Below are 22292 nucleotides of genomic sequence, written 5' to 3' on the forward strand. Positions count from 1 at the left end.
AACGGAATTCTATTATAATGTATGTGTAATGAAAAATGATAAATATTCTTTAGATATTTTAATTATATTCTCCTTTTTAGTAAGTATACTATTTATTTTAGTAGATATTTATTATTCTAAATATAGTTATGTAGCTGAAAAAGGATTGGGTAACGAATATATCAATATATTCATCATAAAGTTATTTAAAACTTTTCCACTCATTAAGAATCCTTTGCTATTACGAACGATAAGCCTTGCCATTGTTTCCTTTTGCTGCTTTGGGTTTGAAGTTAAGAGAGAAGTAGAAGAAAATTCTTCTTTTATGAGGAATATTATCATAGTAGGATCATCTCTGATCACCTTCTTAATCGTATCGGTTTTGAAGATTGAAATTATCTCTTATACTGTTATCTCTTTTGCTTCTTATATTATTTATATCGTTGGTTTTTTAAAATTTAGAAAATACTTCAATTTTTATGATAAGAAGGATGAATTTAATGATAAAAATCAAATTTTTGAACAGGAAAAAGTAGTGAAGAAAAATCCGTATTCTGTGAATTTCAAAACAGAAAACGGAGTAATTAATGTGGTGAATCCTTTTAGGGCTACGATGGTTTTAGGAACTCCGGGATCAGGAAAGTCTTATTCTGTAGTTGAAGAATATATTCGACAGCATATTCAAAAGCAGTTTTCGATGATGGTGTATGATTTTAAATTTCCTGCACTGGCAAAAGAAACATTTGCTTTCTATGAATATTATAAAGAAAAATACGACATTGAACCTCGTTTCTGTGTGGTTTCTTTAGATGATCTGGAGAAATCTAATTTTGTGAATCCTCTGGATCCTCAATTGATTAGAAAAGCTGCAGATGCCATTGAAGCATCACAAACCATTTTATTTAACTTAAATAAAGAATGGATTACTGAAAAAGACTTTTTTGCTCAGTCAGCGATTTCTTATTTCGCGGCCTGTATTTATTTCTTAAGAATTTATGAAGACGGGAAGTTCTGTACGCTGCCTCATGCCATCTCTCTAGCTTCTTTGCCGGATGAAAAAGTATTTAAAGTTTTTGGTCAATACTCAGAACTAAGGTTTTTTATGACTCCTTTTGCAGATGCTTTAGCAAAACAGGCTTACGAGCAGCTTTCAGGTCAGACAGCCTCTGCGAGAATACCGCTGTCGCAGTTGGCAACCAAAGAATTATTCTGGGTAATGGGTAATAATGTTTTTCCGGAAGAAAATATTTCATTAAGCATCAATAATCCCGAAAGTCCCTGCGTATTAATAATTGCCAACTCACCAAGTACCCAAACAACTAATTCACCAGCTTTAGGGCTTGTAGTTACCCAACTTCTGAAAGAAATAAATCAACAGGGAAGACAGCCTTGCTCTGTCATATTGGATGAGCTGCCAACCATGTATTTTATGGGGTTAGATAACCTGATTGCAACAGCAAGATCCAATAAAGTTTCTACAACCATTGGAATGCAGGATCTTGAACAGCTGAAGAGAGATTATGGCGATAAAGTAGCCGAAACCATATTTAATATCGTAGGTAATATTTTTAGTGGTTCAGTAAGAAGTGAGACGGCCAGTAAACTTCAGGAAATATTTGGAAAGAAAAAGCAAAAATTAAAAAATGTAACCATTGATACGAATAACTCATATTCCATCAATGAGAATTTAGAGTATGCCATTCCGGTATCTGCTATATCTCAGCTTTCCCAGGGAGAATTTGTAGGGGTTATTGCTGATAATTTCGGAGAAGAAATTAACAGAAAAATTTTCAGAGGGAAAATAAAAGTAGAGAAACGTACTGATCAGATTAAGAAGGAGATCCCAACAGTTATAGAAGGAGAAATGATCAGTGAGGTTTTAAATGGAAATTTTGAAAGAATTGTAAAAGAAGTAGATATTCTTATTGAAAACGAATTATATAGAATTTCCCAGGAGGAAGAAGCTGCTATGGGCAGTGAACCATCCGCTCATGAGGAGACTCAACAGAATTGATTTTTGTAATTGAGAAAACATAAAATGATGACCACTTCTTATGTATAGAGTTCTTAGTAAAAGAAGTAGGATCTTTCCTGCGTGTTGTATTCTTTTTATCGTATTTACTTATCAGAGAGTAAAATCACAAAAGATGATACCACCGGTTGAATCCTATAGTAAAATTGTTTCATCCAATTTCGGATATAGAAAACATCCTATTGATGGAGTATTTAAAAAGCATCAGGGTGTTGACTTTTCTGTACCTGCAGGAACGGCTGTATTTTCTACCTATTACGGAATCGTATTAAGTTCAATGTACGAAAGAGGATACGGAAATACCATCTTAATTGATAACGAGGGAGGTTTCAGAACCAGATATGGGCATTTAATGTCTTTATTTGTTGGAAAAGGTGAATTGGTAAAGCCCGGCCAGCTGATTGGGTTAAGTGGAAATACAGGACATTCTACAGGTCCTCATCTCCATTATGAAATAATAGTTGAAGGGAAAAGAATTGACCCCTTATTGTTTCTGAATATTATGTGTAAAAATAGTTTATAAAATATGTTTGCAAATCTGGATAAAAAAAAGAAGATCATTATTGGAGCTGTTTTCGTGGCCGCTCTAGGAATTCTTGCTTTGATTATGAGTATGATATTATTCCCAAAAATAAAGGAATCTGATGATAAGTTGATTTTAACTCCCAATGTAGATGAGAAACAGCTTGAAGAAAAATCAAAATTAGAGATTTATAATCAGGATGAAAGAGATTTAAAGAAATACTTTTCAAAAGATGGAAAGTATGGTATAGATACAGAACTTCCCGAAGATGAAAAATTATTGCAGGGACAGTTTCAGAATTTTGATGGCAAAACTGAAGAAAATGATTATGCCAAAAGGCAGGAGCGCTATATGAAGGCTTTATCCAACATCTCTTCACAGGGAAGAAGTTACCCTTCCGGTTCCGGCTATAGTTCAAATTCAGGTTATAGTTCCGATTATGGGTCAGGCTCTGAAAGTAGTCTGGGCAAAATATTTGCGCTTCAGGATAAGATTCGTGCAGGGTTAACAGAAGGTGCAGCCTCCCGTAATTCACTGGATTCTGCTGATGCATCAAAGACCAGGGAAAGTAAAAAAGATTTGGTTAAAAATGATGTTCGTGACCAAAAGAATTTTTTCCAGGGAACAACAGCCGGAAACAATAAGAAGATTTTACAGCTGATTCCTTCAGAAACCATAGAGCAGAAGAGAATATTAGATAAAAATATTATTCCGATCCGGATAAAAGAAGATATGAGGCTTACAGATGTGCCGGGTGGACTGGTAATTCCTAAGAATTCTATTGTGTATGGAAGAATATCTTTAGGAGAAGACCGGATCAATATTGACATTGAAAGTTATAAAAAAGATAATGTTCTTTACCAGTTAAACTTTAAAGTTTTCGACTATGACGGAAGAGAAGGTATTCAGGTGAATAATCATTCGTGGCTTAAAATCCCTTCAACAGTATCGAAAGATGTTTTCGATTATGCTATTCAAAGAGGAACAAATGCTGGTGGTTCTGTTTTAGGAGGGAGTACCAATACCGGGATAGATTTAAAAGAGGCGAGAAACCTGGCCATTTTATCAGCAGGAAAAGAAATAAGCAGAGAAGTATTTGAAAAAAGGAGAGTGTTCTTACCTAAAAAATACCAGTTATGGATCAATATAAGATCCTCCAATAATGCTTCTGGTTTTAATTAGAACATTCGTGTAGAAGTAAAGTACAATAGTTTAATAGTTATTTCCTAAGATTATGAAAGATATAGATATCAAAAAAGCTTTTAACATATTAGCGGTAGACGATGATTTGTTAATGAGCAAAAAAGGAGATGTTGGCTTGGTGTATAAGGTGATGCTCCCTCAGATATATTCGCTTGATAGCGATCAGATGGAGCAGATCAGTGTTATTTTTGATAAAGTAATCAGATCTTTACCTGCCGGAACAATTTTGCAGAAACAGGATTTCTTTTTTGTAGACTCCATTAAAGAGCAGGTATCGGACAGTCCTAATTTTTTATCAGCAAGTGACAACAGGTTTTTCCATGAAAAGCCGACCATGAGTCATGAGTGTTATCTCACCATAATAAAGGACTCCAAAAGTAAAGTAAGTATCCTTAATAATTCCAGCCAGTATAATAAATATTTAGATGGAATAGATGATTTTATTAAAGCTGTAGAATCCAGTCTTTCATTTTTAACAAAGGAAGGTTTTTTCGCAGTAGAAAGGTTGAATAATAACCAGATTATCGCTCTGTTAGGGAAATATTTATCTCTTTCGAAAGAAGGGGAAACCAATCTGAGGGATATGTTTTTTGATAAAAACTTACAGATAGGAAATAAATTTGCAGAATTGTATACCATCTCTTCTAATAATCAGCTTCCTATTACCATTAATAGCACCATCAAAAGCATTGAATATTCCACCCCAAAAACTGATTTTAGAATTCCTTTTATACAGCCCGTATCTACAGGGCTGGATGTAAACCATATCTACAATCAGGTGATTTTTATTGAGGATTCAGAAAAAGTTTTTTCTTCCCTGAAAACCAAAATGAATCAGTTTAAAAGTATGGCGATACTTTCCAGAGAAAATCAGGTTACGTATTCCCAGGTGGAAGATCTTGTAGAAGATGTGCTGGAAAGGGAGCTGACGTTTGTTTATCAGCATTTCAGTGTGATTGTCTGGAATGTTTCACAAAGGAAGCTGGAACATGATGTCAACTTACTGGAAAATGCTTTCAGAGATCTGGGAATTACGCCTTATCAGGTAAAATATGCACTCAATGAATTATATATGAATAATTGTCCCGGAGCACCAGCCTATATTTCGGAGAATCATAAATTTATCGGAATATCCGAGCAAACCTCTTCATTACTGAATTTTGAGTCCTATTATGAGAGCAATAAAGATGGAATTCTTTTCTGTGACCGTAAAAATGAATCTCCGTTACGTCTTGACTTATGGGATGAGCCTGTGAAAAAGGGAATCATCGTGAACCGAAACAGATTAATTTTCGGGCCTTCAGGAACCGGAAAGTCTTTTTTGATCAATCACATTGCCAGTCAGTATTATGAGCAGGGGCACCATATCGTTATGATTGATATCGGAAACTCTTATAAAAAGTTATGTGAACTGGTGGAAGGTGTTTATTTTACCTATGACTTAAATTCACCTTTACAATTTAATCCTTTTTATTATTATGATGAAGATGAAATCAATATAGATAAGAAAACCTTTCTGCTTTCACTGATCTTTTTCTTATGGAAAGGAGAAGAAGGAGCTTCAAGAGAAGAAAAACAAATATTGTCCACCTACCTGGATCTTTATTACGAGCATGTCGTTAATAATGATGTTTTTCCTTCTATGGCTACTTTCTATGAGTTTATATCAGAAAATACAGCGGTTGAAGAAGAGTCTAGTTATTTTGACAAGGTCAGCTTTAAACTCTCTCTCAGAGATTTTTACGATGGACATTATAAGGATATACTTAATGCAGCAGAACCTGCCAACCTGATTCATGAGCGTTTTATTGTATTCGAAATGGACAACATTAAAGATCACCCGACATTGTTTCCTTTGGTTACCATGTTGTGTATTAATCTGGTGATGACTAAGATTCAAAAGATTCCCGGCGTAAAGAAATCAATATTTATAGACGAGTGCTGGAAGCCTATTTCCAAAGGAGAGATGGCGGAGTTTATCAAGTATTTGTACAAAACCGTTCGTAAGTTTTATGGAGAGGTTGCCATTGCCACCCAGGATCTTGAAGATATCTTAGATACCGCTGCCGGACCTGCCATGGTGAATAATACTGATACGTTGATTATGCTTTCCCATAAAAAGAAAATGGCCTCTAAAGACAAGTTTTCTAAATATTTATCACTCAGTGAATCTGATCTTCAAAAACTTTACTCTACAGACAAAGGAGAGGTATATGTTAAAGTAGGAAGTATGTCTAATGTATATAAAGTGAAAGTATCCCCGGAAAGATATGCCTGTTACTCTTCCAATGCCGATGAAAACAAAGTAATCCGGGGCATATACGAAGCCAAAGGAAATATGTCTGTAGCCATTAATGATTTTATTGATTTAAATTCTCAAAAGAAATGAAAAAACACATTGTATTATTTATTCTATTTTTTCTCTGTTCTCAGGTCTCTTTTGCCCAGGAAATATTGGAACCCTTATCTCAGCGCCAGGCCATTGAAGTTTCAGATGTGAAAACCACACACATTATTTTTGATGAAAAAATAAAATATGTGGATGTGGGATCTACTTATTTCGTTGCCGATACCATTGGGAATATGCTCAAGTTAAAGCATACAGGTGAAGAGTTGGAAGATGTAAAAAGTCAGCAGGCGAATCTTACCGTGATTAATGGTAAGGGAAGTTATTATTCTATTGATATGGAGTATAACAGAAACCCTGATATCACAACGTATAAGGCGGTGGAAACCCTTACTACGATCGATTATTTTGCAAAAGAAAATATTTACAAAATTGAAAAGGAAGAAAGGACGGCACAGGATCTTCAGGAATTGTGTATGTTATCTAAAAGTGCTCCTTCTACCGTAAAAATCAAAGATAATAATGACGGATTGAACCTGACTTTGAACGGAATCTATTACAGGAACTTTCAGAATAAAATGGTCTTACGCGTAGAAATTTATAATACCTCTAAAATCACTTTAGATATAGACCAGATCCTTTTCAGATCAAAGCTTAAGAATCATAATGCTGCCAAAAAAGATTATGTCTATCAGGAGAGAATCCTGACACCGGTAAAATCCTGTGGCGAGCAGCGAAATATTAAACTGGGCGAAACAAGGGTTCTTACCTTCATCTTTGATAAATTCACATTGAATGAAGATGAGATACTGAGCCTGGAAGTAGGAGAGCATGCCGGAGGAAGAAGTGTCAATATCCGCATTCCCAGAAAGAAACTCTTATTTCCGGAATATATATAAACATCATTAACATATGTAGTTATGAAATATCTGATTCTGCTATTGCTGTTTTTTTCACTGCAGTATAAGGGGCAGTTACCATACATTGATCCCATAGGTCTGGCGGAAAGGTACTTTGAGAACAATGTCACTAATGACTATAAAAAAGCGACCAAAAAAAGCCTGGATGAGCTGGGTCAGATTGCGGCTATCAATGAAGTTGAAAATGCAGCCAGAACTACCATTTCTAAAAAAGACCTTATCAACTTTTCCACGTACTCCAAGGTATGCACCCCTTATTTTAATCCTGTTAAAAAAAGGAAGTGCAGAAAGAAACTGGAATATATTAAAGCAGCGAACAGCATATTGGAAGATACGTTTATAGCTGGCGTAGGGATAAAGGTTAACCGCGGAAACAGAGAAAAGCTGGATGCAGGATTTATGAGTACTTTAAATTTTCTGATTCAGGAACTGGATGAAATGAAATATGAGGCGGAACAAAGCAATCTATTCTACAAATTAGGCCTCATACCCAAGTAACATCAATATTGATCAATAAAGTTGTTTACACTTTACAAAACCACAAAAGTCATAAAAGGTTTCATTTTAAAACACTTGAGTTCACTTAAGTAAGTTTAATATGATACCGCAGAAAAGTTTACATAAGAGGAACATTTCGACTTCGCTCAATAGGCAAAGATTTTTATAAGACTTAGGTGTACTTATGACGCATAAGGCTTGGTTCTCAAAAAAACTTAAGTGTTTAAAACTTTTGTGCCTTTTGTGATTAAAATAATGAATATAAAAGTTTAAACAACCTCAATATATAATAAGTTTTAATAATACAGTATTATGAGAGCATTACCATTTTTGTTTTTTTTGACATTTCAGCTGTTTTCAGCTCAGTTTGTACATGTTGCTATCCATTTGAATAATACCGATTCAGATACAAGGAAAAAGCTTGCTGAAATTCTTTTACATACCGGTACAAGAGCTGCACAGCTAAAATTCCAGAATGATTACCTGGAAGAAATGATTAAGAATAATGAAGAATTTTTAGAAAGAAACTATAAAAAGTCAGCTCAATTTGATAAGCAAAATAGTACGATTAAGTCTGTAAAGACCGGGATTTTAGGGATAGGACCTGTACTATTGAATCAGTTTAAAACACTTCCTTATATAACCAACGTTAAGAAGGAGTACTTACAATCGTTAGCGTTAAATAAAGCTGCGCTTCTTTCCATTCAGAATGTGGATGCCTCAAAAATAAAGGCAGCCGAAAGACAGGAAATTTACAGAATCCGCGAACAGCTGGTAAGGGTATATTCTAAAAATGACAAGGAAGTTATTGGGGTGATGACTTTACCTGCTTTAGCACTGCTGGTACAAAGCCATCCGGAACTTATCCAATTGATCAAGAATCTTGAAATTATATTTTAGTTTTTCATTCATCTTTAAATTTTATTCTCATATGTACAGGTTTCTGATAATGTTATTCGTTCTTACTTCATTAAGAGCTTATTCTCAACCGTTTGCCAATAACCCTTTTGGTCCTATTTCAGACGTCCCGTCGAATCTTGGATCAGGTTTGATTATTGGAGAAAAATATGCTTTGAAGAGCAAAGAAGGAACAACAGAGAAAAGGACTAAAGATTTTTTGAAAGAGTATAGAAAAAGACTTCCATACTATACTGGTGCTGCATGGCTATTTACGGTAAATAATATCATCAATAATGTGAAAGACAGATCGCGGAAACTCAGGCAGGATAATGAAAATCTTTCTTTCCTGTATTATTCAAAAAAGAAAGAAAACAGAGTGTATTTGCAGTCAGCAGAGAGCCAGATTGAGAATATGTCTTCCCATTTCTTAAACGGTGAAAAAGTGGTCATTTTGGGAGAAAAATTTAATCTGTATGAAGACCTGAGAACGTCGTTGTCTGCGATTAACCGGCAACTGGATAGGGTAGAAGATAATATCAAAGAAAGTACGCTCAAGAGGAAAATAGTCCGGCAGTTTACTAAATAGTTAATCTAAAATTTTTAAAGTCATGAATAAATTATATCTCAAGTCATTTGGTATTAAGATATTTTTCGTCGGACTGCTATTGTTGTCTGTAATCTTCAAAGCTCAGATTGTAATTAATTGGACATGGAACTGGTCAGCTAATGATCTCCTGTCAAAGTCATATTACAAAGATATGGCCTCAGCCCATAGAAAGCTGAATGGGTACGCTTTAGCAAAAACAGGTATTATGAAAAGAACAAAAGATATTTATATAGAACCTAACCAGGAACTTACCCGGATATCACCTGGTTTAGCTTCAAAAAAAGACGATATACTGAGATTTCTATCCGGAACAAGTTATGATTATGTAAAGGATAAATATCAGATCGTAGCTGTTTCTCCGCTTTCAAGCGGTAAAGTTTCAAATGTTTTGGTAAGAAGAAGATTCAAGAAGAAATTTGATGCTGAGAAAGAAAATATTACCAATTACCTGAATACTGCCAACTATATTCCTGAAGGAGAAAGGCTGCGTTTCATTCAGCAGGCCTTAGATAAAGTAATACGAGTAACACTGGAAGATGAAACATATTAAACCAATATCCGCATTCCTGCTTCTTTTTAGCTTTAGTTTTTTTTATACACAGACCTGGTCTTTTGATATTAATGATTATACTGTTGCTGCAACCAAAACTGGAATTATTGGAGGATTAGCAGCAGAAATTGTTTTAAAAGATAAACAAAATGAGTTGTTTGAAAAGCTGATCAGGCTGGAAAAAGAGATTGATGACAAAAAAAGCATTAAAAGCGTACAAAGCCTTGCACTTGCTGCTGCGGCTATCGCTACGATTGAAACTACTAAAACAGATATAAAAAATCTCAGAAACGTGATCAGTATCATCAGATACAATCCGTTATTTCTTAAACATTCCCTGGGAAAGAAATCCGAGGAACTGGCCGTTGAAAACAGATATTTAGAGGAAGCAGAAAGTGACTATAAAAGATATATAGTAGCGGGAATTTTTTCTGGAGGTTTGGGCCAGTTTTATACTGTTTTTGGAAAGCTTTTAACAAGGATTTTGAAAATCAGAGCCACTGTTTTGTCTATAAAGAAAGACCTCCAATCCCTGTCGGTCATCAATAAAGTCTTAATAAAATAATGTACAGCAAGATGATCGAAATGCAAAAATCAATCACGACTAAAAATATAAAGTAAATGACAGTAAATGAAGTTCTAAATCAATACCGGACAATTCTTAAAACTAACTTTGACCTGTTTATTACTGAGCTGAGACCGTATGTTCTGCTCATAGCCGTTACATTTACCTTTGTTTATGTTGGGTATAAAGTAATGAAAGCCATGTCGGATCCGGATGAAAAGATTGGAAGGGAGACACTTTTAAGGCCTATTCTCACTCTTATGGTGATCACATTATATATTCCTTTGGTCAAATTATTATTATTTGATACCGTAGATATTTTATCAGATATCGTAAAACATGGGGCTTATAAAGTGACCAACAAAAGTCCTGCCGAGTTTGAAAATTTCTTTCAGAAAGGGATATCACATGTGCAGTCAAAAGGGGCAGATGGAAACGGAGTATATGATATACTGCAGGTCAATCCTTTTTTAGAATTTTTCCATATCCTTGTTTATCTTGTTGCATCTTGTGTGGGAGCCTATATATTATTGAGACAATTGCTGATGATATTTGTGTATTATGCTTTGGGAATATTTGTTCTGCCGTTTTCACTTATTGTGTCTAATGAAAGAATACTGAAGACATGGTTCTTTGGTTTCCTGTCTATTCTGCTATGGGAACCTATATTAACGCTTTTAAAAGTGATTATTGTTCTTTTACCTATCGGAACTACAGAATGGACGAATGTTCTCCTTTCTGTTGCGCTTCAGCTTGTCATGATATTTATGATATTAAAAGTTCCGCAATTTGCGAATCTTCTGGTAGATCCTGAATCAGGTAATAAATTTAGTAACAGGGCAGGTTCTGTTCTGAGAGGCTTACCCGGAAAAGCTTTTAATGCTTTAAAATCAAAAAAATAAGCCAGCAAAAGAAGTATTTAGTTTTAATTGAGAGGTCAATGCATCTCCCATTCTATACAATTCAAAAACACCACTGAGATGACAGATCACACTTTTAAAAATAATTCCAGCGAAATAATATACTCACTCATTCAGACCAGGCTTTCAAAAGACCGGATGGATTGGATGAAAACGGTTATGCTGTTTGAAAATGAGACCCTTTTCTTTCAGAACTTCGGAAGTATTTCCGAAATGATTCCATCCGTTTCACCAGACTGGAGTTCATCTGAAAAAATCATCCTTGAACAGCTTTATCCAGGTCTTACCTCCGGTCAATGGAACCTTCAGCAGTTCTGCCGATGTCTGTTGATGATTTATATTCCCGAAGATCAGAATGTAACCGTGGTGAAAAAGCTTGCGCAGTCAGCAGATATCAATGAACTGATCAGTATCTACAAAGGAATTTTCTTTCTTGAAAATGCCTGTGAGTTTGTTCCTGTTGTTGAAGAGGGCATCAAAACGAATATCACTTCTGTTTTTGATTCTATCGCTCTTTTCAATCCTTTTGCCGCCCAATATCTGACTCAGAATTCCTGGAATCAGTTGGTTCTGAAAACATTGTGTATGGGTCGCCCGCTTTATCAGATCATTAATCTTGATCTGCGTAAAAATGAAATGCTGGCTTTCATCGCCACCGATTATATTCACGAAAGATGGTCTTCGGGAAAAACAGTATCTCCGGAGATCTGGCGATTGATGGACGGATTTGTCAATAAAGAGATTACCACAGATCTGTTGAAAGTTATTGAATCTGGTGATCCATTGTCAAGGCACGCAGCCATCATCGTACTCAGAGAAAGTGCTTCCAACACGTGCAACAATATATTAAGACCTATAAATACTACTTTATGGAACTATATCGGAGAACAATATGATATCCGGAATGAAGAAATCATTACAATCTGATAAAAAAGTATAAATACATTGCAAATATCAATATTTACGGCATGAATTAACAGGTCGCTCCTCCGGAGCTTTATTTGTCAGGAGACCTCATTTTTTTCTATTAATAGTAGATCCCGATGGGATCTAATCCGGCTCCAATGGGAGCTCACTGTTAATAGGATGTATTTGTTTTAAAATTATAGCTACGGAGAAGCAATCTGTTAATTATGCTTTAATTTAATCGGCCAATAATGTAAAGAAATATAAACATGCATCCAATAATGATGTAAAAAATAGTAAAAAGTTATTGCGGAAAAATTTGGGGTTTTCAAAACTTAAGATTTTTCCGGAATAACTTTTCAATGTATACAGTTTGTAAAATACTGTCTTTACATTATCATTTTTGCCATTATTTCAGCTACAAGAAGACAATAATAAATGATCACAGACATTATAATGTATTGCGTCTCATTCCCATATTTTTATGGACACTTTGTGTTTCCTGCTGAGCTTTGGATTTTGAAGCGGTATTTCCTCTTTTTATATTAGGATGAGGACTGTTTAATGGTTGGGTAAACATAGCCATTCTGGATTCATTCGTAGGGGTTGCCGGTTTTCTGTTATGATCAGTCCCTGCATTCTTTGTTCTCGAATTAAAAGATAATTTGGGGTCATTATCCACTCCCTTTTTTATCCCGTTTTCAGGAATATGCTCTGCTTTTTTTCTTGTGCTTCCTGCTAATGTTTCCATATTGTGTTGAAAATCCTCTTCAACGCCATTCTTTTTATCCTGTTGCTTACGCTCCTCTTTATCTTGTGATACTTTTTCTTTCATTAATTCCCGGACAATTTCACGAAGGATTGCAGACTTTGCTTCAGTATTTTCTTCATTATAACTGTTTTCCGGTCTTGTTCTATTATACGCTTTTGTTTTATCATAAATCTGCTTTACTTTCGCACCTATAGCGATAGCCCCGGCAATTGCAGAAATGGCCATGACAGCTAGCCCCAATGGAGGGAAAAGCATTCCAAGCGCAAATCCCGCAGCCAGTCCGATCGCAGTAATTTTTAACGTTTTTTTAATGGAAGAACCTTTTGCCATGATAGAATCGGGGGAATCAGTTCTTTCTTTTTTGGGGTTTTCTCCCTGGGAGGTACCGGTTTTTGCGTTATTCTCATGCTCATCTGTCTGTTGGGTGTGAGAATGAGTTTTTTTTGCTTTATCAGGACGTTCGTGTAATTCTTCGGTTTCTGTTTCTGTTTGAGGCATATTATATTTATATTAAAGTTGTAAAGAACAAGTTTTGTTTTAGGTAATAACTGTAAAAGTTTACAACATTATTAATGACCTATAAGACTTAAATGATAAGTATACTTGTAGCATAACAGTGTTGTAAACTTTAACTAAGAGTTAATTAATATCCAGGATCCCTTCGGTTTACTTTTGAAAAGACACCGTTTTAGGCTTGTCTTGTTTTATTTCTTTGGGCTGCTGCTGTTTCAGGGCTTCAGAAGCGAGAACAGCCTTTGGATCTGCCTTTACAGTAGGAGTGGTATACGCTGATATATCTTTTAGCGGAATATTTACCTTTTTTTCAAAAATTTCAGCCTCAACGAGTGCATCCTGTGCATTCTTTATAAAATCAGGACCTGGCAAAACAGAAAAGCCTTGATTAAGATGGGAAGCCATCGTTAAAGCAATCGCTTTGTAAGCTGCCTGAGTAGGGTGTGCTCCATCTGATGTCGCTACAAATCCCAGGTTATTAGCGGTTACATTATCTAATAATTTTCTAAAAGTACTGGTATCCCTATTCTGTCCCCCTTTATTGAGTCCGTCATTTAATATAGAACCAACCGTATCATATAATCCGGTGTTTGAAATGTTTAAATTATCATCCAGCTGTTTTACAAGATTTTGTGAAAATACTTCATTAAGTTCTCCCTGAAGTCTCGCAATATCTGCCTGATGTTTTTCGGGTCTTATCTGTTGATAATACTTTGTTACAAATTCAATCTGACTCGGATATGTTCCGGTAGCCATTAATGCATTTTTAACAGCCTTTATGCTTTCAAGCTTTTCAGCAGATTTGTGACCTTCAGCCATTTTTTTAATGATTAAATCACCAACTTCCCTGTGAAGTGTAATCTCATTATCACTTTTATTTGCTTTATCCAGAAGCGGCTGGATTTCATCAAATATTTCATTACCTCCTTTATCCTTATATATTTCTTTAAATTCTTTCAGGGTATTCGCAAGTGAAGTATCCATATTATCCTCCGGGTTGTTGAATTGTACTTTTCTTCCGCGGTGCTGTGCTGCTTTTATAAGACGTAAATTATACAAGTTGGTTTTAAGTGCTTCATACATATCAACCACCATCGTATCGTCATATTTATTGGGAAATGCTTCTTTGAGATGCCTGTTAAACTCCAAAGTAGCTTCCTGTGCCTTATCTACTGTTGCACGTAATTTCGTGTCTTTATCTGCATGGGTGTAACGTACAGCTTCTTCCGGAGCTGGATTATTGACCACCATAAAATAGGCTTTTCCTCCATCCCTGGCAACACGGGCACGAATCTCATCAGTCATACCTTTAACCTGATCAACGATTGCTTTCATTTTTGAAGCATCTTTACCATCGGTAACAGTATCGTTCAGACCAATCCAGACAATATGCATAGTATTTTTAGCCTTAGACGGATCATTGTCTAATTCCTTGAAATATTTTTCTTTCTGCTCCAGTATAGTGGTCAGGGCTAATTTATGTGCCAGCTTATCCCTTTCATTGACTACTGCACCGCCTACCGCATAGTTTACGAAAGATAATTGGTTATCCGGACTTCCATGAGCTGATTCTTTCAGAGACATATGCTTCGTCGTTAAAGCATCCGTTTGTTTCTTATCCTTACCATCTATTAAACTCTCACCACCAGACCATTCCCACATGTAGTCGGCCCAGTTTTTTGTGTCACTGAAGCGTCCCACAGCATTTACACGCATCGCACCGGCAGCTCTTGCTACCATGCCCATAATTGTATTCTTTTTAATACCAAAGTCAGACATACTGTCTCCTAAAATTACTATTCGATCTATCATAATTAAAAAAATTAAATTATCGGATAAATATTTTATCCTATGTGTTTATTGATACACAAATTTATTTTTTTGAGTGAACAGGTTAATATATTTTCTGTCCATTTAAACCTACATGTCTGTAGATATAAATTATAGAGAATGACGAAGCTAATAGGGTGGTGAGACAACAAAATTGTTTCCTTACTGTGCCAGTTTATGTCCATTCAAAAATTATAATAATACTAAGAATTCGGGTACGGAAAACGGAAAAGTCAGGTCTGAAAAATTAAACTCCTTTGGATAGGGAAAAAAAGAAAGATGGACAAAATGCCCATCTTCCAAAAACACTTAAAAAAACTAGGTTATATCTGGAGCTTATCTTCTAAACTCGGGTATTAAAATTGAACGCAGGTTATTATTCTTAAATGAAAATCCGCAATAAGTCAGGACAAATATTTCTATGACGGTGAATTTGTCAACCATTTTTATTGATTCTTTGTAAATGATTTTCATTGCTGCAAACCTATTGAAATAATCAAAATCACAAGGAATTAACATTGTAAATATAATACTACGAACAGGAAGTTATTTATTGCTTTATGATGAATACATTCTCATTGGTGTTAAATTAAAAGGATGAGCCAATGCTCATCCTTTTTCAATGTACGGAATCTACGATCCGGGCTGTTTTATATATATTAATAGGTTAATGATCTTTTTATTTTAGAAATATTGGTAGCGTCATGGTGATTGTAAGCATTATAACCACCCCAAATACTACCTGCAGATCTATACATAACATCTGAGGTATTGTCGACATGTACTGCTCCTAAGTTATGACCACATTCATGCGCCAAGAGACTATTAAAATCATCACAAGCTATCAATGATGACCATTTTTTATTACCACGGAGATCACTATTTCTGTATATGTCGACATTTGCCAATCCAAGGACATCCGATGACCACTTGTTTTCATATAGAGCCACGCAAACGACTCTTCCAGTACTATAAGAGTTTGAATCTGCAATCCAATTTCGAACTTTATTTAATTGCTCAGATGAATCATCTACCTTAGAAAATGCATTGTTATAGCGCAGTTCATCTTCTACAGATATTGGAAAATCAGGGTTGTTGGGACGGCCCGGATATTGAGTAACATTAGGTGAGATCGCTTGAAATCCCGAATCCACAGAATTAAGGGAGGTTACAAGAGCTGCATATAATGAGGTAAAATCAAAAGTACTGTCGGTATAGACTACCTCAATATTGTATGCACGCAGAGACCCTGAATTTTTGGCATATGATTTTCCGGAATCTGAAAAAGGAAGGGATTCTGTCTTACAGTTTCCTCTGCCCACAGCGGAACCTTTTTTCAGTTGGGTTGCCGTTACATTAATTAAGGAATAGTTGTTTGATTGTTCTACTGCTACCTCAAAGTGTTTATCAGCATCAACAGGTTTTTTATTCGCTTCCTGTAAAAGATGGTTACCATCTAATCCTTTTTTCTTAGCCAGAGCCAGGAACTGAGTTCTGTGATTTGGATTGATCCCCAGATTTCTCTTTTGTAAACCGATATTCAGATCCTGATTCCCTTTCAGTCTGTAATCCTGATTGCGATCTGTGTAAAATAAATCAAAACCGTTTTCACCAACAATCATAACAGCCTTTTCTTTATTTTGGCTATTGGTGTTCATTGTTCCTATGAACGTTCTCATTTTTCCAAAAAGAGTTGCTTTGTTGCTTATAAGTTCAAAATTGAGTTTTGTACCATCATTTTTGATAAGGGTGAACTTTCTTACTTCTCCTTCTTTTTCAATAGGCTTTGCAAACTCTGGAAGTAACGGAAGTTCTGAAATTTTATACATACTGCCTTTATGGGTTACAATACCGGTATTGGCAGAAGAACCGGCTTCAAGGTTTTCATTGCGACATGAAACAAACAAAGTGGCTGCAAGGGCCATTGAAAGAATAATCTTTTTCATAATAGAATTATTTATTAGTGCAAATTTAATCACTTAATTGTGATATTGTAAAAAGGTAAACGTAAAGATTAAACTACATGAATGAAGATATTAAGGGGCAGGTTTTGTCATGTTTTTTAGTGGATGAGTATAGGGGTGGCATATTATAATGAGTAAGAATGCTTATCATTTTCTACGAGGTTTTTCTTACCACAAAAACGATATTTAATTTTTCCTGGACAGTGTCTTTTTTATACAGTAAATAAGCTGGTAATATCCGATGAAGAGAATTATGTATTGCAAATACTAACAGATAATTACTTTCTCATATTCAATTTTGTAGTAATTACATTAAGGATGTAATAGGTATAATAAGAATTTAAAGTGTATTTGTTGGGCTACAATGGTGAAAATAGTATAATTGATCTTAAAAAGGCTATGATAAAGGTATAGGGAAAAAAAAGAAAGATGGGCAAAACGCCCATCTTTCATTGTACACTTAAATACTGATAATTTGCTATATCCTTAAAAAAGTTTTTGGTTCATATCCGACTTATACTATAAGCTTAAAATGATGAAATTTAATATTATGAATAATGTTGTAGTGCTAAAAACCGGAAATTAACCATGTAGATATAGTTTTTGTACTCAAAGAAGCCCTTCTAACTTTTATTGATTTTCAGTATTAATAGTAAAGCATACATAAACAATTTAATGTTTGACAAAACTATTGAATAGCTTAAGTAATAAGAAATATAAGTTGTAGATATTAAACTATATCAGTGAAGTTATAAATTGTCATGAGGTATAGTTTTTAATTGTATGGAAGATCAACAAAAAGATGAGCTCACTGAGCTCACCTTAATCCTGTACCATCGTAAAAATACAGGTAAAATAGAATGAATGTTTAATGAATGCTTATTTAAGGCTTGTCAATAGAAATAGATATAAGCAAATAACTTATAATATTATTTTTATGAAGCAAAACTATACAATTACATAGCTTAAAAGGGTATCGGATCTGTAGTTATTTAATGACAGGTACGACAGTTTTTATCGTGATTATTAGAGATTTGAAGTGGTAAGAAGCCCTGCTTTTAATAGGTCCGGGGATTTTAGCTATTTTTTATAGGCCTGATTGCGGTCTCCCAACCGGACAAGATCAACGGTGTTCTTAATATTGAGTTTTTTATAAATTCTTGCCTTATAAGTACTCACTGTGGAAAGGTGAAGGTTGAGTTCGTTTGATACTTCAATATTCCCATACCCTTTTACCAGCAGGTCAAATATTTCCTTTTCTCTTTCGGATAATGTTTCCAGTGGATTGATAGGAGTGTCTTTTTTAACTGAAGAAACAAGTTTTTTTACAATATCCGGAGAATAATAAGTTCCGGTTTCAAAAATTTGCTGAACGGCTTCCAGGATATTATTTTCATCCGATAATTTATTTATGTATCCATCTGCTCCTTCAATGATATATTGTACGGCAATATCATTGTCATATACCGAAAAAACCAGGATTTTAAGATTGGGCTGTATTGTTTTTATTTCACCGATCATACTTAAATACTTGCTCTCCGGCATATTGATATCCAGAATTAACAGTTCAAATTGTTCAGCGTATAACTTATCCGTAAGTTCCGTATAGGATTCAGCATATGAAATTTTCACCTCTTTGTAGTGTGATTCCAAAATCAGGGTAGTCCCTAATCTTACAACGAAGTGATCATCTGCAATAATAATTTTTTTAGTCATATTTTTTTTTAATTTTAATGGATACAACAGTTCCTTTTGGAGTATTGTTTTTGAACTCAATTTTACCATTGATCATCATGAGCAGCTGAAGAATGAGATGTAATCCCAAACTGTATTTTTGTAAAACCAGCTTTTCATTTTCAATATTATTCTGAAGTTTTTCATAATAGTTCATTTGTTCCCTGCTCATTCCTTTGCCTGTATCTTTTACCTCCAGGAAAAAGGTGCTGCTATTTTCACTGGTAGAAAGTTCGATGACTCCATTGGTAGTATTTTTAATGGCATTGTCTATGAGATTATGAATGATAACAGCGATCACATTCTGATTGCTTTTTGAATAAGTGGGATCTTTAATATTATTGATAATTAGCGTGTTTTGTTCTTTGGCAGCACCTTCGAAAAGAGCTTTTTTAGCTTCCACAACTTCGTAGACATTATACTGCTCATTTTTTTCAGAAACGTTATAGATCTCCGCATATTCCTTTAAGGTTTTTACGAAATTGTAAAACTCCACAGAAGATTTATAGAAACTTTCAAAATGTTTCTTTTGTATGTAACGGTCGTGTTCGTCTGTTTCATAGAGTTTTTGGGCGGTAATGGATAAAAACTTTATGGGAGTAATAATATCATGGCTTATCGTTTCCAAAAGTTTTTTCTGCTGTACACTCTCTTTTCGGAGCTGTTCCTTGGTATCCTCCAGTTTGGAGACTGCTTTTGAGAGTTTCCGGGTTCTGATGTCAATAATTTCTTCAAGTTCTCTTTTGTTCTGTTCCTGCCTTTTTATTCTTATTTTAATGATGGTAAACACAATAAGTGCTAAAACCAGGACAATAAGCATTTTAAAAATAAATGTCTGATAAAACAAATGTTTTACATTAATATTAATTGTTTTATAGATGTATTTTCCTTTCGGAGAGGTCAATACCCTTACCATAAGCTGATATTGGCCTGGCTCCAGGTTGGCGACATAATATTTGCCATCACTGCTTACTCTTTCCCATTTTTCATTCTTACAGCCTTTCAGTTTTCCTTCAACAACCAGATTAGCTCTGTTGGCATAATAAGGAACATCTATTAAAATGACCGCTTTATAAAAATTGTTTTCCAGATGAATATGCTGTCCTTTTATGCTGCTTTTGGAATCATAAAATACAACCCTTTCCAGAAAGAAGTTGTTAGGATAATAGCTTCTTATTTTTTCAGGATCAAAAAATACCAGTCCTTTGATAGAAGGAAATACGAAGTTTCCATTGGGGAGAGCCGCGGCACCCGGAGAACACCCTCCATTGAACTCATTGGTATTAAAGCCATCCTCTTTGCTGTACCGGTAGTAGCTGGGTAAAGTTTTTTTGTCTTTAGAATATCGCAGCAGGTTGTTTTTCAAAACCTTAAACAAGCCATTGTTGGTGCTGATCCAGAGAAAACCGTTTTTATCTTCCAGAATAGCATGTGAAAATAAAAGATATCCGTTTTTATCTTCGGGCATTTTAATGAGTTCCCCTTTTTTATACAGAAAAAAACCATTTCCCTGAGTCATGATCCAAACATTTCCATCCTTTGTTTTTGTCATTTCCCTTATATGTAATGGCTTGGCAGAGATTTTTTTAGGAGAAAAAGAGGGGCCTTCTATTGAATACAAAGCATCTCTGGTACCTACAAGCCATTTATCATGGTCATATTCATGAACAGTAGTTACAATATTAGGGATGGAAAACTGTAAAAAAGGATTTGTAAAACCGGAATCTCTATAAAACGTAAGAGTAGATTTTAAAATAGGTTTATGAAAGGTTACAATAAAATAATTTTTCAGTTTCCATGCACGGGAGGGCTCATTTTTAAAAACAAGATTTTCTTTTTTAGAATAATCAGACTGTTTAAAAAAACGTCGTAAACCTGATCTCTGCTGAACAAGAATATTCTGTTGATTATCATACAGTAAAAAAAAATGATTGGTTGTGTTAAAATGATATTGTTTTACCAGTCCGGTTTCGTTGTATACATCGCCTAAGGAATTAATCACCTTATCATTTCCAAAAGGAAGTATGGAATAAAAAATATTTTCATATGATTTATCCGATTTGTTGGAAACATGGAAATTGTTGAATTTTATGACATTCAATCCGTCAGATAATGTACCCAGGTAGAGCTTATTGTTCGCTTCATCATGATAGATGGAAGATAAGGAATTTTTATTAAGGTCATAATCAGCTAATTTTTTTATAGTAAAGCTATTGCACTCGTACTGTATTCTATACAATATATGATTCTGGATAATAAAAGATTGATTGTTTATCTGGCTCCAGTATATTTTTGCATCATTCCTAAAAAATACTTCAGGTGCATCCAGGTAAGTAATCCGGGTTGGAGAAATTTTAATTATTTTTTTTGATGCTCTGCAAATAATAAAAATAGTCTTGTCAAAACAAAATGTATCAGAAATATAACTTTTACGCAGATTTTTCAGCGTTGTGATTTTCTTATTCCTGTATTGGATTGTTCCGTCATGCAGCAAATGATAATAGTTATTCTTACCCAAGTAAATAAAGAAATCTGTATCTTCAAACTTATCTTCTATTGTATTCTTAGTAAAAATAAGGTTCGATCTGCTTTCACGTAATACTCTTTGCAGGCAGCCCAGTCGATGACTCAGAATACTTACATTTCTTTTGGATATTAATGCAATATTTTCTTCAAAAGCTGTTGTAATAAAAATAGTATCTTTCTTTGCATTTCCAAAAAAAGAGGTGAATCTGTTATTTTTAAAGTTAAGGTGATTATAGGTGACAAAATTATTTCCGTCATAACGTACCAATCCATTTTCTGTGCTGATCCAGATAAATCCGTACTTGTCTTTGGTAATGTCCTTTACGCTGTTCTGAGGAAGTCCTTTATCTGTATCATACCATACCGAAGCTGCCTGCTGGCTGTAATACAGTTGTATATTGATGAAAAATAAAACTATAAGTTGTTTATAACGCATTTTTAATACTTGTAATGATAAAGTATTCATGGTATAGAATTATAAAAAACACCAAATTTTAAAAGCTGGATGAAGTATCGAATGTCATTTTAAAATGATAGCTGTATCAATTTCTAAGGCTTTTAGAGTAAGCTGGGAGTATTGCATTCAGTGATGATCTGCAGCTTATTTTTATGGTATTCTGCTAAATAGTTTTTGATATTTATATGGTTATGTAAAGCTGTTAACTATAATCGTTAACTGAGCATCCTTGTAAAGAATGATCCTGAAAATTGCTACGAGGTCAATGATACTTGAATCCTGTTAAAAATTCATAGTGACGCTCTACCATTTTCATCAATATAACATCAATACATATTAGCCGCAAAAGTACATAAATGCTTTTATATACGCTTTTATAACCTGTAGTTATAAAACTACATAAGCAGGATATATCACTATAAGCATGGCAATTTGTTTTTACAAAATAAATTTGCATTTTTCACATTCCAGATTTTAAATTGATACTATCAAAATGCATCAGTTTCATTCCTGAAAAATAAAAGGAGTATTAAGATCACACGATAT

General features: G+C 34.5%; 17 protein-coding genes. 12 read left to right on the top strand and 5 right to left on the bottom strand.

Annotated features, from left to right (window positions below; all coding sequences use genetic code 11):
• Nucleotides 1–28 precede the first annotated feature (28 nt).
• From ACWPWS_RS02860 to ACWPWS_RS02915, 12 genes are all read left to right on the top strand, one after another.
• Complete coding sequence (locus ACWPWS_RS02860; RefSeq protein WP_454045413.1) at nt 29–1993, top strand: type IV secretory system conjugative DNA transfer family protein; 1965 nt, start codon at nt 29–31, stop codon at nt 1991–1993.
• A 133-nt stretch (nt 1994–2126) separates the two neighbouring features.
• Nucleotides 2127–2534, top strand: coding sequence for a M23 family metallopeptidase (locus ACWPWS_RS02865; protein WP_454045414.1), 408 nt, complete (start codon nt 2127–2129; stop codon nt 2532–2534).
• Between the two features lie 3 nt (nt 2535–2537).
• Entirely contained in the window at nt 2538–3716 is a 1179-nt protein-coding gene (gene traM / locus ACWPWS_RS02870; protein ID WP_454045415.1) for a conjugative transposon protein TraM, read from the top strand.
• A 52-nt stretch (nt 3717–3768) separates the two neighbouring features.
• The gene (locus ACWPWS_RS02875; protein WP_309513293.1) at nt 3769–6126 is read left to right on the top strand and encodes a TraG family conjugative transposon ATPase; all 2358 of its coding nucleotides are present in this window, start codon (nt 3769–3771) and stop codon (nt 6124–6126) included.
• Nucleotides 6123–6983 carry a DUF4138 domain-containing protein gene (locus ACWPWS_RS02880; RefSeq protein WP_454045416.1) on the top strand — a complete coding sequence of 287 codons (861 nt, stop codon included), beginning with the start codon at nt 6123–6125 and terminating at the stop codon, nt 6981–6983. The genes ACWPWS_RS02875 and ACWPWS_RS02880 overlap by 4 nt, the downstream gene beginning before the upstream one ends.
• Nucleotides 6984–7004: 21 nt before the next feature.
• Entirely contained in the window at nt 7005–7502 is a 498-nt protein-coding gene (locus tag ACWPWS_RS02885) for a hypothetical protein (protein WP_454045417.1), read from the top strand.
• A gap of 312 nt (nt 7503–7814) precedes the next feature.
• Nucleotides 7815–8402, top strand: coding sequence for a hypothetical protein (locus ACWPWS_RS02890; RefSeq protein WP_454045418.1), 588 nt, complete (start codon nt 7815–7817; stop codon nt 8400–8402).
• 31 nt (nt 8403–8433) lie between these two features.
• Nucleotides 8434–8988, top strand: a complete 555-nt coding sequence (locus tag ACWPWS_RS02895) for a hypothetical protein (protein WP_454045419.1) — start codon at nt 8434–8436, stop codon at nt 8986–8988.
• A gap of 22 nt (nt 8989–9010) precedes the next feature.
• On the top strand, nt 9011–9559 hold the full coding sequence (locus tag ACWPWS_RS02900; RefSeq protein ID WP_454045420.1) for a hypothetical protein: 549 nt from the start codon (nt 9011–9013) through the stop codon (nt 9557–9559).
• Nucleotides 9546–10124 (top strand): hypothetical protein, encoded by a 579-nt coding sequence (locus ACWPWS_RS02905; RefSeq protein WP_454045421.1) that lies wholly within the window; start codon nt 9546–9548, stop codon nt 10122–10124. The genes ACWPWS_RS02900 and ACWPWS_RS02905 overlap by 14 nt, the downstream gene beginning before the upstream one ends.
• Before the next feature lie 56 nt (nt 10125–10180).
• On the top strand, nt 10181–11026 hold the full coding sequence (locus tag ACWPWS_RS02910) for a hypothetical protein (protein WP_454045422.1): 846 nt from the start codon (nt 10181–10183) through the stop codon (nt 11024–11026).
• Nucleotides 11027–11104: 78 nt separating this feature from the next.
• Nucleotides 11105–11971 carry an EboA domain-containing protein gene (locus ACWPWS_RS02915; protein WP_454045423.1) on the top strand — a complete coding sequence of 289 codons (867 nt, stop codon included), beginning with the start codon at nt 11105–11107 and terminating at the stop codon, nt 11969–11971.
• Nucleotides 11972–12401: 430 nt separating this feature from the next.
• On the opposite strand, the gene ACWPWS_RS02920 is transcribed toward ACWPWS_RS02915, so the two are convergent.
• From ACWPWS_RS02920 to ACWPWS_RS02940, 5 genes are all read right to left on the bottom strand, one after another.
• Nucleotides 12402–13220: a hypothetical protein gene (locus tag ACWPWS_RS02920; RefSeq protein WP_454045424.1), complete on the bottom strand. Its 819-nt coding sequence runs from the start codon at nt 13218–13220 to the stop codon at nt 12402–12404.
• A gap of 168 nt (nt 13221–13388) precedes the next feature.
• Nucleotides 13389–15047, bottom strand: coding sequence for an SGNH/GDSL hydrolase family protein (locus ACWPWS_RS02925; protein ID WP_454045425.1), 1659 nt, complete (start codon nt 15045–15047; stop codon nt 13389–13391).
• A 677-nt stretch (nt 15048–15724) separates the two neighbouring features.
• A complete protein-coding gene (locus ACWPWS_RS02930; RefSeq protein WP_454045426.1) occupies nt 15725–17011 on the bottom strand; it encodes a zinc-dependent metalloprotease family protein in 1287 nt (428 codons plus the stop codon).
• 1098 nt (nt 17012–18109) lie between these two features.
• The gene (locus tag ACWPWS_RS02935) at nt 18110–18745 is read right to left on the bottom strand and encodes a response regulator transcription factor (RefSeq protein WP_454045427.1); all 636 of its coding nucleotides are present in this window, start codon (nt 18743–18745) and stop codon (nt 18110–18112) included.
• Complete coding sequence (locus tag ACWPWS_RS02940) at nt 18738–21725, bottom strand: ligand-binding sensor domain-containing protein (protein ID WP_454045428.1); 2988 nt, start codon at nt 21723–21725, stop codon at nt 18738–18740. Before ACWPWS_RS02940 ends, ACWPWS_RS02935 begins: the two co-directional genes overlap by 8 nt.
• Between the last annotated feature and the right edge of the window lie 567 nt (nt 21726–22292).

This window comes from Chryseobacterium sp. Marseille-Q8038 (genome assembly GCF_965111995.1).